Raw genomic sequence first — 19,112 nt, 5'->3', positions numbered from 1 at the left:
GATTACATATTTCATCATAGTAAATGAAAATCCTTCTTCCACTAAACTGCACCGTTAATGGTATTTCCTTGCGATTTTTATTTTTTACACTTATTACAAAATCAGATAATTCTATTATTGTGACCCTAAATGTGTTATAATGAAAACAGACTCACAAAAAAAGAGTATATAGACTTGGAAGTTTCTCTTATTTTACAAGCAAAAAGAAACGAGCAGTCGGGTATATTTCAGACACCATACACGTAACGGTTTAAACAACCGATCACTCTTCAATGATCTTTTTTATAAAAAGATACGTACAACTAAAACTCACTTCAATATACTATACCTACCTTTTTGACTTCCAAATCATCTTATTACATAAGGAGATGAACATATGAATCAATATATACGATATACAATAGCTGTCCTGTTTGCTATTATCGGCGGAACAATCTGCTTCTGGACAAACACTCAGCTTGGAGAGAATATCATTTTTAATGGAATCGAAACACTTGTAAGCGCTTCAATTTTAGGTGGATACATTTTCTTCCTCTTCAATCCAGAAGAAAATGCACAAAAAACAATGTTATTAACAATGATTGGAATCGTTGGCGGATGTATTTCCTACTCAATGACTAACTATACATTACCACTTCAATTAAGCTCAGCTTTCTTCCACGGTCTATGGACTTGGTTCATTGCATTTTGCCTAGCAGACGTATTCAACCTATTACAAGACAATGAAGAAGAAAACGGTCGCCAAATTGAAAGTAACTCGTAAGCTGGAAGATATTCTTCCAGCTTTTTTATGTTGTTTTGCATACCCTGGCACTACAATAAAAAGAAGCTACCCTCACGGCAACTTCTTTTCCACATACCCCACTTAGTATTCACTAAAATATATCAACGATTTTTCAAATATATCGGCGATTTCTCCACTTATATCGACGATTCGACATAGGATATCGACTTACCGACATCCTTCGACACTCAAAGCGTACAACATACCTTATCCCCCAAGCAATTTACTGCCGAACTCTACGATTAAAAAGATCACTAATAGGATCGCAAGTATCTTTAATGCTACATATGCTACCTTAAAAACAGCATAAATGAGCAAGACTATTAAAATAATCGTTAAAATTTCCATCTAGAATTCCTCCAAGCTTTGCTCTTCTTACCTTATTTTACTCGCCTCAGACTTTTTATGGAACGCCATAAGACGACATAGAAAAGAGAGGATACCTTACCCATCGTAAGATACCCTCTCTTTCAACTGCTCAAACCATTCTCTCTCTAATTGTAAATATCCCAGTTCATTCTTTTCAGCACTCTTCAATTCTTTATCGGCTTTCTTCATATACATACGGGAAGCTTCTAGATCATTCTCTACATATTTCACAATTCCTTGTGTGCGATAATACCCATGTAAGTCTATTTTTGTAATGGCCTTCCCATGCACCTTCGCTTCTTGCAGAGAAAGACGATCCATCTCATAAAGAGCTTTATATAAAAGATACCAACTATGAAAACTACTAACGAAAAATTTATTTTCTTTCGTTACAGGTTGTTGAACAATTGGTTCTATATACGGTATCGCTCTTTCCATTCCCTTTTGATCCGCTCGAGCATAAAAGACGAGCATAAGTCCGCTCATGATCTCTCTTATACTTTTATTCTCTTTTAGTTTGTCTTCGCTCAGTTTTACTAATCTCTCGTCCCAATCTTTCGGCCTCTTATAACTAAATAACTCACTCGATACTTGAATATTATATAAATGCTGCTTCGCCTTTTTATCATCTTTAATTAAAATGAGAAATTGCATACCATCACTCAAAAACGTTCCTTTTATCGGTACGATTGTAGCTGCAAAAATTGTAAAGTGTAACACAGCAAAGTATAAAAGGTATTGATAATAACTCACCATATATATGTAACCAAAAGTAATACCAAATAATAGACTTGTCATTGGTCCACCTAAAGTCATCCATGCCCATTTTTTTGAAAGGTTCGGTGTCTCTATAGAGGGTGGCACTAACATTACGACGCCTCCAAAGTACATCCACAATTTATTTTCTCGAATGCGTACTTTCCCCTTCTCTTTTTGAAAAGTAATCGGCCCTACTGTCATAAATTTAAAATTCAAACCACCTATTAAACCAAATACTACATGCCCCAGCTCATGAATAGCTAACACTAATAAAAAGATTCCAAATAATGCCCATATATCTAACATTACTTCTAATTTCTCAATTCGGATCACTCCGTATAAAATGGACAAAACTAACGCCGCCGTCAGTGAACCAGCTGGCCTTCTTAAAATATCCACCTTTTTCTCCCCTTAATAAATCATTTTTCTCTGCATTTCGTACATGAATTTTCCGAGATGCAATATCCAAATAAATGAGATTAAGCCAATTAATACAAAATCGATATCACTAGCCGCTGTATAAATAACGGCAGCCCACCATACATATGCCAATATTGTATTCGTAAATTCATATGCTTTATATCCAGCCTCATGCACAATGTGTTTTAATCCTTCATCTGCATTTTTCGTCCACATTTTCATAGATTCCATATATGTTACACCTTGTTCAGGATATAGCTTGTTATAACGATTTTTTGTTATGAGCCCGATAACCACGACAATAGTCAAACAGACAATAGAAGCTACTAAATTCCACACTGCAAATGACACATTTGTACCCTGCAACAGTGCACGTCTACATGTAATAACTGCATATACAAACCATGCTTGCGTAACGATATCACCTACACGTAAATATATACTTATAATGCCTAACTTTCTGCCTTGCACGCTCTCTTCTTCATCGCGTGCCTCCGCTAACATACGTGTATTCTTCCAAGTGTAGTACATCATTAAGATTCCAAAAATAGTACATACACCTATAAATGTATTAGATGATAATTTTCTCGGTTCGTCCGAGAGTAAATTTAAAGCTATATAAGATGTTAAAAAGCCACCCATCATACTTAATACTATTTTCCCCACAACATCAAATTGTTTTTTTCGATTACTCTTCATCTTCCTCTTCCCCCTCCACTAACGCAAATATTTCCTCCACCGGTACGTTGAAAATTTGTGCGATTTTTAGCGACAATACAATAGATGGTGCATAATCTCCCCGTTCAATTAAACTAATTGTTTGCCGTGATGATCCAATCGCTTTCCCTAAATCCCCTTGTGATAAACGATGCTTTGCTCGCAATTCCCTCACTCGATTTTGAAGCTTCATGTCTTCCCTCTTTTTCATTTATTTAAATAAAATTGTAAATAATATCCTTATTGTTGTCAATTATAATTGTCATTACGACTATAATAATTGACAATTATTATGATGGAAATAACCTATATAAAATAAAAAAGGCAGTGCGTCTGCACTGCCTTTCTAAATTTTGACATAGAATGGATTTCATATTAACTTGCGTTTTGTAAAAATACTCGTTTTAACTGTTTGCGGAAACGAACTCCTAACGTAATTGCTACAATCACAATTACTCCAAAAATGATTTTACCGATGTGACCTTCTAGTACTCCAAAAATATCCTGTAAGTTGCCACCTAACCAGTAACCCCCGATTAGGAAGAATGATACCCAAAATAGAGCACCTGAGTAAATTGTAATCGCAAAGCGGCGGAATGGTAAGTTAATAATTCCTGCAAAATATCCTGTAAAATGACGTACACCAGGAATAAAGAAACCGATAAAAATCAGGAAGTATCCATACTTATCAAACCACATTCTTGTTAAGTCGATTTTTCTTTGTGTTAAAAATACGTATTTTCCATACTTTTGAATAAAGGGCATACCCAATTTATTGCCTAAAAAGTATTGAATTGTCATTCCTACACTTGTCCCAATAAAGGATAGGATAATTAAAATCGGTAAACTTAAATCGCCTTTCTGTGCTAAAAATCCTGCATATGCTAACGTTGGCTCTCCCGGAAACGGAAGTGCAATATATTCTAACAGCAAACCAACAAGTACAACATAGTACCCGTACTGCTGAAATAATTCATGAATCCATTCCATGTCATCTCTCCTTTCAATCACGTACAAATTCTTACTATTATTGTATAAAAAAATTGTCGAAATAACTATCACAATAGCTTACATTTTTATTACATTTTTGTAAGACTCACACTAAAGTTTTCCGTTCATTATTTGCTGCTATCTATTAACATTTTAAAATGAGCTAACAACTATATATCGTACGAAGCAAAGGAATTAATATACATTTTTTATCCAGTTTTTAACACCTAGAAATCAACCTATTTTGTTCTCAATAAAAAACCACTACAAACTCATACGAACTTCATATTAGCTTCATATACGTATTGTAAGATTATATCGGAATTTGTTGAAAAATTTAACCAATATATGACTAAACATTAATTTGAATAAATATAAGTCGCTTTTCGAAATTGAAAAAAGGGTGAATAAGAAATGGAAGCTTATAAAATGCACGATTTTATTAATACAAATGTTGAATCTCATCAAAATGAAACCGTTTTTAATTTACAAATATGTGAAACAAGTGAATTTGACGTAAGTTTAACAAAATCTACAACGCTGTCTTTTATCGTTTCAAAAAAGAACATTAAGATTGTTACGAAAAAATGGATTAATTCAAATCAAGAAAGCATGATTGGTAAAAGTTACATCATTCCAACGAAAGCTTTCCACTACTTCTTACCAATTATTTCTGAAACTGAAGATGAACTAAATATTCAAGTTCAAAGTTTTGGACTACATGGTGAACTTTTACTAAATGAAAGATTACTTATTGATAAAAACAACAAACAAAATCCAAAGATTACTACCTTCTTTGAAACATTAGATGAAAATGTAAATAAAGTATTACGAGGATTGCAAATTCATTGTATGTAAGACTATTACAATAGCAAAAGGAGAGTATAATGAAAAAACTATTATTAAGCGCACTATTATCATTAGGATTTTTAACTATTCCATTCACAAATGCTGAGGCAGCTACAACGAACGATCAACTGATTGTAAACACGCAGTTAAATAAAATGGATTATTATCAAAACGGACAATTTATAAAGAGTTTTACTGTCGCTACTGGAAAAGCAGGTACACCTACACCTAAAGGTACTTTTCAAATCGTTAATAAAATTAAAAATCGTCCTTATTATACAGGCAAAATTAAAGGGGGCGATCCACGTAATCCACTTGGTGACCGTTGGCTCGGACTAAACATGGCAGGAACTTATGGAACAACTTATGCGATTCATGGTACGAACAATAATCAGGCAATCGGCAAATGGACAACACTAGGTTGTATTCGTATGTATAACAATGATATACACTGGTTATTTGAGCGTATTCCCCAGCAGGCTACTGTCACTGTAAAATAACCTAACAACTCGATTTACGTGTAGCCAAGAATTTTATGTCTTGGCTTATTTTATTTCTTCATTTACAGTAGCAAAACAACTGTATTTACATATATAATGAGAATAGATTGTGTCAAATGACATTAAAACATTGATAAACATGGATATTAAAATTATACAGTTATAATATTTTATAAATTTTACATTACATACTATAATAGAACTACTGTAATTCTGAAATATTCAGTTTCGCTAAACAACTCCCCTTGCTACTTTCATGATTATTTTATAGCGGGGGCTTATTATATGTATAAACAATCTGAGCCATTCAAAAATGATGAATTCGAATATTGCAGTAAAAAGCGTTATTTAGGAGGTGTTACTATGACGCATATACTGGTGATTGAAGACAACCCAGATATACAAGAACTGATTCGTGAATTTCTAATGGCACAAAGCTTTACCGTTGATGTCGTTGGCGCTGGAACAGAAGGTATACTTCTTTTCCAAAAAAATTCATACGATCTTGTCCTCCTTGATGTGATGTTACCAGATATAGATGGCTATAGTATTTGTAAAATTATGCGAGGACAATCTGATGTACCGATTATTATGTTAACAGGCTTACATAATGAAGAAAGTGAAATTAAAGGATTTGAATTAGGTATTGATGACTATATTACAAAACCGTTCCATTACACCGTATTTATTAAACGTGTAGAAGCTGTATTAAGAAGGGCAGCAACGAAGGAAGCAGAAACTGCAACTATACTACAATTCCATGAATTGATGTTAAATTCTACAGCATATGCCGCTTATGTTCATGGTAATCAAATTGAATTAACAACAAAGGAATTTGAAATTATTTATACTTTACTGCAAAATCGCGGAAAAGTATTATCAAGAAGTGATTTGCTGAATAAGGTATGGGGCTATGAACATTATGGTGATGTAAGAGTTATAGATACACACATTAAAAACTTAAGGAAAAAATTAGGGATTCCTTATATTAAAACGGTGAAAGGCATTGGCTACAAAATCGAATCGTAGCACAGACAACATCACCAAAAATATTTTCATCAAAACCTTATTATTTTGTATTCTTTTATCACTTTGTCTTTATCAAATTATTTATTTTCTAGCTTCAAACTACGATAAAGAACGTTTTGCAAAAGAAAATGGAGCGCTGTCTACAGAACAAGCGGATTCAGACAAACAAAACGACCAAAGTAAAACGAATCAAAGTAAGGCTGTTTCAGAGAGTATGATTTCTAATTTCCAACCTTCTATTATAGATTATAAAGCACTCTCTACAGCCATAAATCACCTTTTGCAGCCTAGCCAAACTGCAAAAGCAAAAGAGCATAACCAAAATATTGCAGAAAAAAATAGCACTTCTGCTCCACCTATAGAAACGGAAAAGCAAGTCGCTACTAATGATGCCTTACATAAACAAAATGCAGCCAGTAACACAAATGATACACAAGATCATCCAAAATTAGCAGATGCACTGCAGCAATTAGCTCCACATATTGGCGCGACAATGCTTGCATTATCTTTACTCGGATCTTTAATTTATACAAAATTAATTGCCAAACCTTTTCAATATATGAGCGATGCTTTAAAAGATATTATGAATCTTGATTTCTCAGATAAAAAAACATTGAACCAAAATACAGACCAAACCGATTTTAATTTACAAGTAGCTGCTTCACAGGTCCCAAATATTGTGAAGAATTTACATGCGAGCAATCAAGATTTAAAAAATGAGCTCAAAAAGGAACAACAATTAGAACAATCTCGTAAAGAATTTATGTCTATGGTATCCCATGAATTAAAAACACCAATCGCGGCAGTTATGGGACAACTCGATGGCATGATTCACGGAATTGGCGCTTATAAAGATAGAGATAAATATTTAAAACGCTCCTATGAGATGATGCAAGATATTAACATATTAACGGAAAAGATGTCAGAATTATCCAAAATACAAAACCCTCAATTTAAACCGAATTTAGAAGTTATTTCATTAACTACTATTATTGAGGATGTTATGAAAAAAGTAGATTACTTTGTATCTGTAAAGCAATTAAATGTTCAATCTAACATTAAACAAGATGTAAAAATTTTAGCTGATCCTAAATTTATTCAAACTGCTATTTTTAACATTATTTCAAATGCAATTCATTATACGATTGACCATCAGCATGTCTATATAAAGCTTTATGAAAAGCCAAATGGTTACGCATTAGAAGTATTAAATACAGGTTCACAAATCGATGAGGATAAACTTGCCCATTTATTTGAGCCATTCTATCGCGCAAACCCTGGCAAACACGGATTAGTGCAAGGTAGTGGCCTTGGGCTATATATTGTAAAACAAATATTAGATAAACATCAGTTTCCTTATGGGATACAAAACACACCTCAAGGTGTAAAATGTTCTATTGTATTCCCAAAAGCAATGTAACAACCTACTACAATTTCATACCCCAAATTCATACTTCGTATGAGTGGCGGAATTTTGTAGAGTATCTTACTCTGTTTCGTTCGCCCGTTATCCTTATTTGGATAGCGGGCGTTTTTTATTATGTAAAAGGAGGATTTTCATGGAGAAATTTAAATATTCATTACTCGTTTTATTCGGAGCTTGTAGCTACGGTGTACTTTCAACTATTTTCAAACTCGGATTCATTGATGGATTTTCAGCACATCAACTATTAGGGGGACAATATGTCTTCGGATGGATCGGGCTTCTTCTGCTCGTTCTTTTCGCTTCACGTCATAAAGTAACAAAAAAGCAATTCTTTTCCTTACTAACAGTTGGCACAACAATGAGTATGACTGGTATCTTCTACGCTATCTCTGTAGAAGAACTACCAGCATCTATCGCTGTTGTCCTACTTTTCCAATTCACATGGATTGGTGTAGTCATTGAAGCAATTGCAAATCGAACATTTCCAAGCCGTGAGAAAATTATATCCATCATTATTTTATTTACTGGTACATTGTTTGCAGGCGGTGTCTTCGAAGGTCTCGGACAAAGCTTTTCCACAAAAGGTATTATCTTTGGTCTGTTAGCCGCTGTCTCTTTTTCATTCTATGTGTTTGCAAGTGGGCGTGTTGCTACAGACGTAGCGCCTTATACGAAAAGCTTTCTTATGACAACAAGCGCTACTCTTATCGTATGCCTATTCTTCCCGCCAACCTTTTTAACGGACGGTGCCCTGCAAGCAGGTCTTTGGAAATACGCTTTCTTCCTCGGATTGTTCGGCGTTGTCGTACCTGTCATTTGTTTTTCAATTGGCGTACCGAAAGTAGGAACAGGACTTAGTACAATACTAGGAGCAGCTGAATTACCAACAGCCATTATCGCTTCTATTACACTTGTACATGAAGTCGTAACCTTCATGCAGTGGATTGGGATCATCTTTATACTCCTTGGAATTTTTACTCCTCAGCTCCTTGCATCTAGGAAAGCAAAGAAACATAGTAGCGTGCATAGTGCATAACAAAAGACCTTTCATTTATTTGAAAGGTCTTTTTCTCTATCTCACTTTACTGCTCCATACAGCTTTTCTATCTCATGCTCAATTTGTTTTACATCAATTCGTTCAAATAGCGGCTGCACACTATCAATTCTATTCGGCAACGTATGTTGAGGCTCCCAATTTCGGTTCACAATCGATAATGTGTTTCTAACTCTCTCACTTGAAAATGGTAAAAACGGTTCAAGGAGATTTGCAAAATTAGCGATAAGATACACACAGTTATAAATCGTCTCTTCGCATGAAACTGGGTCATCTTCTCTTTGTTTCCAAGGCTGCCTCTCATCAAAGTATTTATTTGCAAAACGTACTGCATCAAATATTGTTTCTAGCGCCACCTTAAATGTAGTTTGCTCAATCGCTTCTCCTACACCTTTATATAATCCTTCTACTTTATCTTTCAGTGCTACATCAATACTTCCTTTCGGTACAGTACCACCATAATATTTTTCAACAAACTTTAATGTCCGGTTCACAAAGTTTCCGTATGCACCTAATAATTCACTATTATGACTGTAAATGAATTCACGCCATGAAAAATCAGTATCACGATTTTCTGGTGCGTTGACTGTTAAAAAGTAACGAATAGAATCTGGATTGTAGCGTTCTAATATATCTGGCACCCACACTGCCCAGTTTTTACTTGTAGATAATTTTCTTTTTTCAACTGTTAAATATTCATTCGAAACGATATGACGAGGAATTGCTCCCTCTCCTATTCCAAGCAATACCGCTGGCCAAATGATGGAATGAAACGGAATATTATCCTTTTAAATATAAAAAAGCCCCGCCCTTATCTTAAAAAAGATAAGGGCGGGGCTGTATAAACAGTCGCGGTACCACCTTATTTCGCCAATTACTCACATAACTAGCCTTAACAAGTACGGAGCTATATGCTCTTATACTGTGATTTTGATAACGAGTACCAACTCTCGTCGCCGCCTACTATTATCATTTGATAAGTTCAGGACGAAGCTCAAAGGCCATTGTTCAAATGAATATTCTTGCTTCTTCTCAGCTACCGAAGCTCTCTGGACAGAATGATTTCATTCTACTTTTCCTTTTCAACGCTTTTATATATAACACGTATTTTACGACCTAATTGCAGAAAAATCAAACTTTAATTCAAAAAGAAAAGGAAATCCCCTTCTCCCGCAGAATAACTATACGTTCACAAAAGGAGTGATACCATTGAATCAAAAACAACTAAGCACACGTAATGAAAAAAGCTGGAATGCAGCTGCTTATGAAGCTTGGACGAATCGCCACGGGGCACCGGCCGATTATGCGAAAAAGCTTATGAAAGATCCCGTGCGCGAGGTAAATCACTATTTACCTTACATACAATCTCCAAAAGGAAAACATATTATTAATTTACTCGGGTCAAAAGGAAATAAAGCCGTTGCTCTCGCTCTTTTAGGAGCTGACGTAACAGTTGTTGATATTTCAGCAAGCAATGCAAAATATGCCAATGAACTTGCGGAAGCAGCAGGTGTCTCTATCCAGTATGTCGTTTCTGATGTATTAAATGTGCAGCTCTCCGAATCATTTGATATCGTATTGCTGGAGCTTGGTGTACTCCATTACTTTCTAGATTTAAAACCGCTCTTTCAAAAAATTGCTACCATGCTTAAAGGAGATGGAACGCTTATTCTTCGTGACTATCATCCTGTGTACACGAAATTATTAGGAGTAGACCACCCATCATTTCGGGCTAACGGAAATTATTTCGATGAAGAATTGATTGAAGATGATGTTGCTTATAGCATCCTTCTTACAGAAGCGCAGAAAGAATCATTGCCTAAAACAACCATCCGTCGCTGGACGCTAGGAGAAATTATTACAACACTTGCACAAGAACATTTTAAAGTTGAAAAACTAATTGAAGAACACGGGTCTCATCAAAGGTGGGTCTTCCCTCCTACTGCACCGGAAGGAATTGAAGAACATATACCAGGTCTATATACATTAATTGCGACAGCATGCAAAAAAGGATCCCTTCACGGATAGGATCCTTTTTGCATGCTCACGCATATAAGTTGAGGTTGGAGATTACCATAATTCTGTAGAATAGGACACAAGATATTTCAACATTTCGTCTCTGACTTACGTCGTCAAAAAGGGGTATGACCAACATAACGAAGAGTAATGTTACAGTTGATAGTGATAATCGTTATCAACTAATTAGAAGTATACATGATGTTATTTCAAATTACAATAGCATTTCTAATTTTTATTTATGAATTTTTTGATATACAAATGTATACATTTTAAGAACATTTACTCCTATTAATCTGCCATCTTCCATTATCTGCTATAATTTTCATTGAACAGATTAATAACTTCATAATGGTGTTTTTATTAATGTCGTTCTTAATATTTATAAATCATAATAAATAGTTTTTAAAGGCAGGGATAACGATGAAATATGTTAGTATTCGCAAAAAACTACTGTTCACACTCTTAAGCATTTCTTCTCTATTTAGTATTGCTCTTATTGTTATTCTTTCATTCGCTATGAACCAAGCAAGCGAAATTGAAACGTTAAAAAATGATGTATCTAAACGAGCAACAATTTTAAAAGAACGTGGTGATTGGTTCCAAGCACAAGTTGCTGGTTTACAAGAATATTTACTGTCACATGATCAAAAAGGATTGGATAAATTCAACCGAGAAGGAAAAAAACTTGCTGATACTAGAGAAAAAGTAACAAGTGATAAAAAACTTCCAGAAGGAATGAAAGAAGCGATTTTAATGGGAGGAAAATGGCGAAGCGTCATAGATAATCAAGTCCTCCCTCTCGCTCGTGAAGGAAAATGGGACGAAGCATCCAAAATCGCTTTAGCTCAAACTGATTATGTAAACGACCTTTTAGGTAGATTTACGAAATATGCAAATGAAGAAAATGATAAACGTGACGCATTAATTGCTGACGTAGAGTCTTCTTCATCTCTTATTCAATATATTATTTTCTTCTCACTCATTACATGTACAGTAACGTCTATTTTATTAGCATGGTGGTTCTCAGGTAAACTCGTTAAACCGATAAGACAAATTGATGAGAAATTAAAAGAATTAGCTTCTCAAGATGGTGATTTAACTGCTAGATTGCACGTAACGAGTAAAGATGAAATTGGTGATATCGCCAATTCCTTTAATCAAATGCTTGCTAACTTACAACGTATCATAAAACAAGTTCAACAAACATCAACAAGTGTAAAAGAAGCGTCTGAAAATGTATTTATCGAAACAACTGCTTCTATGGAAAACACAGCAAAAACCGAGGAAACTATGAATGCTCTTGAGCATAATATTCGTTCACAAGTTTCCAGCATAGAAGAAAGTTCAACTGCAATGGATGATATGGCAACGAGTGTTCAGCGTATTGCAGAATCCGCCTCTTCTGTTGCTAGCCTAGCTGTTACAACTTCAGAAAAAGCAGATAGTGGAAATAAAGTTATTGAGAAATCTATTACACAAATGCATACCATTAACGAAGCTGTTAATGCTACATCTCAAGTAGTAGAGCGACTCATTACACATACAAATCATATTGATACTGCACTTCAATCTATTTCTAATATCGCGGAACAAACGAATTTACTCGCTTTAAATGCATCAATTGAAGCAGCCCGTGCTGGCGAACATGGGAAAGGATTCGCTGTTGTTGCCGATGAAGTGCGAAAACTTGCTGAACAATCTCAGTTAGCAGCAACTGAGATTAACCATTTACTTCATCAAATTCAAGCTGATACAAAAATAGCGAATGAAATGATGGCGCAAGGTCAGTCAGAAGCTTCGGAAGGAATTACAGTCATTCGTACTGCTGGATCTTCATTCTCAGAAATTGTTAACTACATTAACAAAGTCTCTACACAAATACAAGAAATGTCTGCAACTGCTGAAGAAATGGCTGCAAGTTCTGAAGAAATGAATACGGCTTTAAATAACATTGCTTCTATTTCAAATGAAGTTGCCGCCGAAACATCACAAACAGCAGCTTCAGCTGGTGATCAAGTAAACAAAATGAGTGTCGTCGCTAAAAAAGCGTCTGAAATGAAAACGACCGTGCAAGAACTTGAAGTTCTCGTTTCTCATTTCAAAACAAACGTTTAAAGCGAAACTTTCATGTATACTTCTATGAGCTTCAAATCATTAAAAAGAGAGATTTACAGTCTCTCTTTTTTCACCTTAAAATATCTCTTTCTATCTCTCATTCCGTCTGCTATAATTCCTAAAGGAAAGAAGAAAGCTTTATTCCCGACGGAGTAAAGCTTTCTTTCAATTTTTTACATTTATTAATTCTAATACTAAGATTTCACAAGGAGGCTTTTATCATATGAATTTTATTAGCATTCGAAAAAAACTAATGTTCATGATGGGAACGATTTGCGCTTTATTTGGCATCGCCTTAGCTCTTATTTTATTTTTTGCTATCGACCAATCTCGTAAAGCTGAAGCATTACAAAAAGAAATTTCTCCTCTGGCAACACAATTAAAAGAGCGTGGGGACGCTTATCAAGTACAGCTCTCTGCTTTAAGAGGTTATTTATTACAACGTGATCAAGTTGAATTAGACAAGTTTAATGAAATGAGTAAACTTCTTGAAGATAAGAAAGATGAGCTTCTTTCAAATCCTAACCTTTCTCAATCTGTGAAAAATACAATGGAATCAGGGTCCACCTGGAGAAAATTTATTGAAGAAAAAGTTTTCACTCTTGCAAAAGAACAAAAGTGGGAAGAGGCTTTACAAGTAGCTTATGCTGAAAATGGTACTGTGTATAAAGTAATTGGGGACTTCACAAATTACAGTAATGAACAAGCTAAGTTACGTGATAAATCTATCGAAAAAATTGATCAATCTTCACTACAAATTGAATATGTTGTCTTCTTATCACTTGTTATTTGTATTATCGTAGCTATCATTCTTGCATGGTGGTTCTCTGGTAAACTTGTAAAACCAATTCAGCAAATTGATAGTAAGCTAAAAGAATTATCATCTCAAGAAGGTGACTTAACAGCCCGCCTACAAGTAAATAGTAATGATGAAATTGGTGCAATCGCAACATCATTTAATACAATGTTAGAAAACCTACAACATATTATCAATCGTGTTCAAAAAACATCTATAGAAGTACAAAACGCTTCTGAAAATATGCTAGAAAAGACAAGTATATCACGCGAGGCAACAATACTTGTTCAAGGCTCAATGTCTAGCTTAAATGCAAATATCCAATCGCAAGCCTCTAGTATGGAAGAAAGCTCAACTGCAATGGACGATATGACAGTAAGCGTTCAGCGTATTGCTGAATCTGCTTCCTCTGTAACTGAACTGGCTGTAGCTACATCTGAACAGGCTAACGATGGAAGTACTGTTATTCAAAAATCTGTTTCACAAATGACAACGATACATGAAGCTGTAAATGCTACATCAGAAGTGGTCGAACGTCTAATCACACACACGAAATATATTGATACAGCTGTACAATCTATTTCTAATATCGCAGAGCAAACAAACTTACTTGCTTTAAATGCATCTATCGAAGCAGCTCGTGCGGGCGAACAAGGAAAAGGCTTTGCTGTCGTAGCTGACGAAGTTCGAAAACTTGCGGAACAATCTAAAACAGCGGCAACAGATATTAACCAATTACTACATCAAATTCAACAAGACACTGAAACTGCGAGCTCTATGATGTCACAAGGCCGTTCTGAGGCATTTGAAGGCATTCATGTCATTCGTGAAGCTGGCAATTCTTTCACAACAATTGTGGAACAAGTAAATAAAGTATCTACTCAAATGCAAGACATCTCAGCAACTGCTGAAGAAATGGCTGCAAGCGCTGAAGAAATGAACGCTTCACTGAATAACATCGCTTCTATTTCGACTGAAGTATCTAGTGAAACAGCGGCAACAGCACAATCTGCTGAGAAAAAAGTCATCACGATGAATGAGATGACACAAACTGCTAGACAAATGAAACAAACAGTTGAAGAATTAGATCAACTCGTATCTCACTTTAAAACTGAATAGACATTCCAAAAATATTCCTCTTCCAAGAGGGATATTTTTTTGAGCTCATTTCCTGCACATTATACATATATCCGTTATAATGAGAATCGATATCATTAATATGTAGGGGGTGCTACACATGTCACAACAAGCATTTGAAGAAAAGTTATATGCAAACTTAGAAGCTGTTATTGACCCTGAACTAGGTGTTGATATTATCAATCTTGGATTAGTTTATGACGTTACAGCAGACGAAAATAATAATGCTGTCATTACAATGACGATGACTTCTATCGGTTGTCCAATGGCTGGGCAAATTGTATCAGACGTAAAAAAAGTATTATCAACGAACGTACCTGAAGTCAATGAAATAGAAGTAAATGTCGTTTGGAATCCGCCCTGGTCTAAAGAACGCATGTCACGTATGGCGAAAATTGCATTAGGTATTCGCGACTAAATAAAGTGAAACTTTAATCAGTGGGGGTTTTCTCCATCCCCACTGATTATTAGCCCTCACCAATCGGGCTTTAATGGGCAGCCCGATCCCCATCTAAATTCTTTGCTTTCGCTGAATTTTGAGGTGGGGGTCTTACTGCCCATTAAAGCGGGATAAAGAAAGACCTGACATCCTAGTCAGGTCTTTTTCTCTTATTATTTTACGCCTACTGCATCATAAGCTTTCGCTACAGCTTGTACAGCTTTAGAGTTTTTACCATATAAATCTTCAGCTGACTGAAGAGCAGCTTGACGCATCATCTTAAAGTCAGAGTTTGCAGTTAAATATTTCGTAAGAGCACGGTAGTAAATTTTTTCTGTCGCTTCACGACCTACTCCAGTTACTTTCACGCCGTAATGCTCTCCGCCATCAGATACTAAATATGCAGCTTTATTGTTAATACTACTGTTAATATGAACGCCGCCATTATCAGCTGTTCCAGTGTAGCGTTTATTGTAGTGGTCTGGGTAACCTTCACCTGGTTTTAATGGATTTGGAATAGATGCTGGATCTTTCAGAGAACGAAGTGCATCACCAGGTTTTCCAGGTGTATAAATGTCAGCACCTAAATCCCAGCTCTTCTTCTCAACCATGACACCCATAATATCAGACAACGATTCATTTAACGCACCTGACTCATTTTTATAAACAAGATTTGCTGTATGTTCAGTTACAGCATGCGTCAATTCGTGACCGATAACATCTAATCCAGCAGATAATGGAATAAACGTCGTACCGTCTCCATCACCATACATCATTTGTACACCGTTCCAAGCTGCGTTATTCCAGCTTTCTCCGACGTGAACAGTAGAAATAAGCTTCGCACCTTTATCATCGAAAGAGTTACGATTAAACGTCTTTTTGTAGTAATCGTATACTTTTCCTGCATTTACATGCGCATCAACTGCAGCTTTATCTTCGAAGAACTTAGATTTACTCTCAACTTCTTCTCCTGTATATCCAAGCCATTGTGAGAATAAATTAAACAAGTTTTCATCCATATTTTCTGCATCAAATGTATGAACACCTTGTCCTCGTTTACCATCAAATAAGTTGAACGCTCCTGTTTTCTCATCTTGAGCAATTTCAAATGATTGTCTATCGCCTAATACACCGTAACCAAATCCTGTAATGTGATCTACAGCGTTATATTTCTCAATTACATTTCCATTAGTCGCATCAACAAAATAATGCCAATATCCTGGAGCTGGCTTTGAAATCGATGCTTTCACTAAGTATGCAAGATAGTAATTCCCATCTTTTTCATATACATATAAATCTTTTTTCACACCATCATAATTCTTTACTGCTCCAATTTCTTTCTCAATATCTTTCTTTGCAATCTTTTCTGCTTGCTCTGCGCTAATATTTGCAAACGCAGGAATATTTTTATCCTCTAAATTCGGAATTACTTGTCCGAAGAATGCTTTTACATTATTCTCTTTATCTAGTGTAACAGTTTGATCTGAACCATACACAGGAATGTTGTTATGTTTTTCAACTAACTTCACGTGTGTTGTACCAGATTCAGCATCTTTTTCCTCTCCAACAACATTGAAGTGTTTATCAATATTTCCTGCTAATTTGAACATATCTTTCTTACTCTCTAAATATTGAAAGACCGTTTCTTTTTTATCTAGTCCTTCTGGCGCTTTCCATTCTTCACCTATGTATGCAGGTGTTTTAAATTCTTGATGATATTGAATTTTTTGTTCTTCTGCTTTCGTTGTCGTTGCTCCAAATGTTCCAAATCCCCCGGCGATAACAGTTAAGGCTAATGCTGATGAAATGACTTGCTTTTTCACTATAACATTCCCCATTCCCATAAAGATTTTTGACACTTTTATACAATTCTTGTTTTTCAAGTTGATACCTTTACCGAAAATTTGAGAAAGTTTTTTCTGACAATTCTACTCAAAAAAAGAGGACATCTACTCGATGTCCTCTTTTTCATAAACGTTCTATTGTCTTTTCAATTCAATTGCTAAATAATGAGATTGCTCTTTCGCTTCAATATGAATATCTTCTTCCACCGCTTCTGCTGCATCACGCATAACAAGACTTTCACCATTTATTACACTACTTCCCTCAATTTGTACAAGGTACAATTGACGACCTTTTTGCACAGGAAAATGAATTTCTTTTCCTGCATCTAACGATAAAGAATATAAATTCGCATCTTGGTGAATTTGAATTGGTGCCCCGCCTTCTAATGGAGATACCATATGAAACCATTCGTTTTCACGTTTGCTCCAATCAAATTTAAACTCACCATAGTTTGGTTTATGGTCCGCACGGTCTGGTAAAATCCAAATTTGGAGTAAGCGTAGTGTTTCATTTCCTAAATTATGCTCACTATGAAATACACCTGTGCCAGCACTCATATATTGAACATGCCCTCGCTCAATTGTTCCGCGGTTCCCCATGCTATCCTCATGTGTTAAAGCACCATCTACAACGTACGAAATGATTTCCATATCACGGTGCGGATGCATATCAAAACCAGTTTGTGCCGCTACTAGGTCATCGTTATTTACACGTAATGCACCGAAATTCATGTTATTAGGATTATAATAATTCGCAAATGAAAAATGAAAATGTGTATTTAGCCAACCGTGATTTGCTCTTCCCATATTTTTATGATCAACTTTTCTAAACATACCCTTCACCTCATATTATCTCGAATTCAAGATTTATTTTAAAATTTTTTCTCACTGTAATTTTTTTAGTAATTGTAATAATTGATGTTGTTCTTCTACATTTAAATTTTGAAACTGCTCCGCTTGGAACGTTTCTTGAGGCGGGACAGTTTCCTCATATAAAGCTTTTCCCTTTTCTGTTAACGAAATATATTTTGTAGTCCCTTCTTGTTCACGACAAATCCACTCCAGCTGCTCCATTTTATTTAACAACTGCGTGATATTTCCCTTCGTAACAAATAGTTTATTTCCGAGCTCTTGCTGCGTTAGACGATTATGTCCTCCAACTTGAGCTAGCACATCAAACTGAGCGGCAGATACATTCCATTCTTTCAAATGCTGATTCGTCTCACGAATACTTTTGTTATAAAAACGTGATAAGCGAAACCATAATAGTAAACCTAGTCTATCTTCTGTTTTCATTCTATCACCTCGCTCATTTCATACCATTAGTTTAGAACTAAACTTTATAAAAGTCAATCACTTACTTTTAGTAATCAACAAAGAAAGCACAGTGCCATTTCTCCACTATGCTTTACATTAACTTTCTATTTTTATATTCATCTAACTTCCTCTCCGCGAACTTCCTCGCATCTTTCTCAATCCATCTATCTTCGTACAATTCATCTCCAACATACAATACTTCTCTCTTATGCTGCATCGCATGGCGAAATTCATGTAGTAGTGTTTTGAGCACTTGCTCATACTCTTCCCACATACAAACAAAAATTAATTGTTTTTCTTTATGATAAAAACCGCCTACTGGAAATAAGAATTCCTCTTCTTCTTCTCCTAACGATAGAAGCACATGGTTCGCATCACACGTATCACAAAAAACAACTGGCGTTTTACATACTTCAATCAGTGAAAACAAATCATCTCTAAGCCTTTTGACATCCCAAGGAAGCTCCGAATCCAACACATACCAATTCTCCACCTGTTGATATACATTTTGAAACTGGAGTTCCATTTCTCTATAATCCCCTTTCCAA

19 protein-coding genes, 1 pseudogene and 1 other annotated feature are annotated in these 19,112 nt (G+C 35.4%); of the genes and pseudogenes, 10 read left to right on the top strand and 10 right to left on the bottom strand.

The annotated features are described in order from the left end of the window. Positions 1-376: 376 nt before the first annotated feature. A complete protein-coding gene (locus FS742_RS22680) occupies positions 377-763 on the top strand; it encodes a DUF3938 domain-containing protein (protein ID WP_001077770.1) in 387 nt (128 codons plus the stop codon). Between the two features lie 228 nt (positions 764-991). Here the strand turns inward: FS742_RS22680 and FS742_RS22675 are convergent, their stop codons facing one another. The 5 genes from FS742_RS22675 to FS742_RS22655 all read right to left on the bottom strand — a co-directional run bounded on the left by FS742_RS22675 (position 992) and on the right by FS742_RS22655 (position 4,039). Beyond that, entirely contained in the window at positions 992-1,132 is a 141-nt protein-coding gene (locus tag FS742_RS22675) for a DUF3985 family protein (protein ID WP_000404783.1), read from the bottom strand. A 96-nt stretch (positions 1,133-1,228) separates the two neighbouring features. Then, on the bottom strand, positions 1,229-2,311 hold the full coding sequence (locus FS742_RS22670; protein ID WP_144615224.1) for a M50 family metallopeptidase: 1,083 nt from the start codon (positions 2,309-2,311) through the stop codon (positions 1,229-1,231). Positions 2,312-2,323: 12 nt separating this feature from the next. Then, positions 2,324-3,031 (bottom strand): DUF3169 family protein, encoded by a 708-nt coding sequence (locus FS742_RS22665; protein WP_144615223.1) that lies wholly within the window; start codon positions 3,029-3,031, stop codon positions 2,324-2,326. Then, positions 3,021-3,242, bottom strand: a complete 222-nt coding sequence (locus FS742_RS22660) for a helix-turn-helix transcriptional regulator (protein WP_144615221.1) — start codon at positions 3,240-3,242, stop codon at positions 3,021-3,023. The genes FS742_RS22665 and FS742_RS22660 overlap by 11 nt, the downstream gene beginning before the upstream one ends. Positions 3,243-3,424: 182 nt before the next feature. Continuing rightward, positions 3,425-4,039 carry a DedA family protein gene (locus tag FS742_RS22655; RefSeq protein ID WP_144615219.1) on the bottom strand — a complete coding sequence of 205 codons (615 nt, stop codon included), beginning with the start codon at positions 4,037-4,039 and terminating at the stop codon, positions 3,425-3,427. Between the two features lie 414 nt (positions 4,040-4,453). On the opposite strand from FS742_RS22655, the gene FS742_RS22650 reads away from it, so the two are divergent. From FS742_RS22650 to FS742_RS22630, 5 genes are all read left to right on the top strand, one after another. Next, the gene (locus FS742_RS22650) at positions 4,454-4,897 is read left to right on the top strand and encodes a DUF3978 family protein (protein WP_131931628.1); all 444 of its coding nucleotides are present in this window, start codon (positions 4,454-4,456) and stop codon (positions 4,895-4,897) included. A gap of 29 nt (positions 4,898-4,926) precedes the next feature. Next, positions 4,927-5,388: a L,D-transpeptidase gene (locus tag FS742_RS22645; RefSeq protein ID WP_061678994.1), complete on the top strand. Its 462-nt coding sequence runs from the start codon at positions 4,927-4,929 to the stop codon at positions 5,386-5,388. A gap of 363 nt (positions 5,389-5,751) precedes the next feature. After that, entirely contained in the window at positions 5,752-6,417 is a 666-nt protein-coding gene (locus FS742_RS22640; protein ID WP_144615383.1) for a response regulator transcription factor, read from the top strand. Beyond that, on the top strand, positions 6,395-7,837 hold the full coding sequence (locus FS742_RS22635) for a sensor histidine kinase (RefSeq protein ID WP_144615217.1): 1,443 nt from the start codon (positions 6,395-6,397) through the stop codon (positions 7,835-7,837). Before FS742_RS22640 ends, FS742_RS22635 begins: the two co-directional genes overlap by 23 nt. Before the next feature lie 139 nt (positions 7,838-7,976). Further along, on the top strand, positions 7,977-8,879 hold the full coding sequence (locus tag FS742_RS22630; protein WP_144615215.1) for an EamA family transporter: 903 nt from the start codon (positions 7,977-7,979) through the stop codon (positions 8,877-8,879). A 41-nt stretch (positions 8,880-8,920) separates the two neighbouring features. On the opposite strand, the pseudogene FS742_RS22625 reads toward FS742_RS22630, so the two are convergent. Further along, positions 8,921-9,685: pseudogene (locus FS742_RS22625) on the bottom strand (class I tRNA ligase family protein); the annotation flags it as partial. Positions 9,686-9,721: 36 nt separating this feature from the next. Next, positions 9,722-9,992, bottom strand: a binding site (T-box leader). A gap of 114 nt (positions 9,993-10,106) precedes the next feature. On the opposite strand from FS742_RS22625, the gene FS742_RS22620 reads away from it, so the two are divergent. From FS742_RS22620 to FS742_RS22605, 4 genes are all read left to right on the top strand, one after another. Continuing rightward, entirely contained in the window at positions 10,107-10,925 is an 819-nt protein-coding gene (locus FS742_RS22620; protein ID WP_144615213.1) for a class I SAM-dependent methyltransferase, read from the top strand. Positions 10,926-11,336: 411 nt separating this feature from the next. Further along, positions 11,337-13,031 (top strand): methyl-accepting chemotaxis protein, encoded by a 1,695-nt coding sequence (locus FS742_RS22615; RefSeq protein WP_144615212.1) that lies wholly within the window; start codon positions 11,337-11,339, stop codon positions 13,029-13,031. 223 nt (positions 13,032-13,254) lie between these two features. Next, positions 13,255-14,946 carry a methyl-accepting chemotaxis protein gene (locus tag FS742_RS22610; RefSeq protein ID WP_144615210.1) on the top strand — a complete coding sequence of 564 codons (1,692 nt, stop codon included), beginning with the start codon at positions 13,255-13,257 and terminating at the stop codon, positions 14,944-14,946. Positions 14,947-15,064: 118 nt separating this feature from the next. Then, entirely contained in the window at positions 15,065-15,382 is a 318-nt protein-coding gene (locus tag FS742_RS22605; protein ID WP_000082521.1) for a metal-sulfur cluster assembly factor, read from the top strand. A gap of 194 nt (positions 15,383-15,576) precedes the next feature. Here the strand turns inward: FS742_RS22605 and nprB are convergent, their stop codons facing one another. The 4 genes from nprB to FS742_RS22585 form a co-directional block, all read right to left on the bottom strand. Beyond that, positions 15,577-17,226 carry a neutral protease NprB gene (gene nprB, locus FS742_RS22600; RefSeq protein WP_144615208.1) on the bottom strand — a complete coding sequence of 550 codons (1,650 nt, stop codon included), beginning with the start codon at positions 17,224-17,226 and terminating at the stop codon, positions 15,577-15,579. 156 nt (positions 17,227-17,382) lie between these two features. Continuing rightward, a complete protein-coding gene (locus FS742_RS22595) occupies positions 17,383-18,081 on the bottom strand; it encodes a pirin family protein (RefSeq protein WP_144615206.1) in 699 nt (232 codons plus the stop codon). A gap of 51 nt (positions 18,082-18,132) precedes the next feature. Further along, complete coding sequence (locus tag FS742_RS22590) at positions 18,133-18,543, bottom strand: MarR family winged helix-turn-helix transcriptional regulator (protein WP_144615204.1); 411 nt, start codon at positions 18,541-18,543, stop codon at positions 18,133-18,135. Positions 18,544-18,655: 112 nt separating this feature from the next. Next, positions 18,656-19,090, bottom strand: a complete 435-nt coding sequence (locus FS742_RS22585; RefSeq protein WP_144615203.1) for a DUF3920 family protein — start codon at positions 19,088-19,090, stop codon at positions 18,656-18,658. Positions 19,091-19,112 lie beyond the last annotated feature (22 nt).

Origin of the sequence: Bacillus cereus, from assembly GCF_007678085.1 — a bacterium.
In the GTDB taxonomy this organism is placed as follows: Bacteria; Bacillota; Bacilli; order Bacillales; family Bacillaceae_G; genus Bacillus_A; species Bacillus_A cereus_BE.
This window is presented reverse-complemented; position numbering and strand designations above follow the sequence as displayed.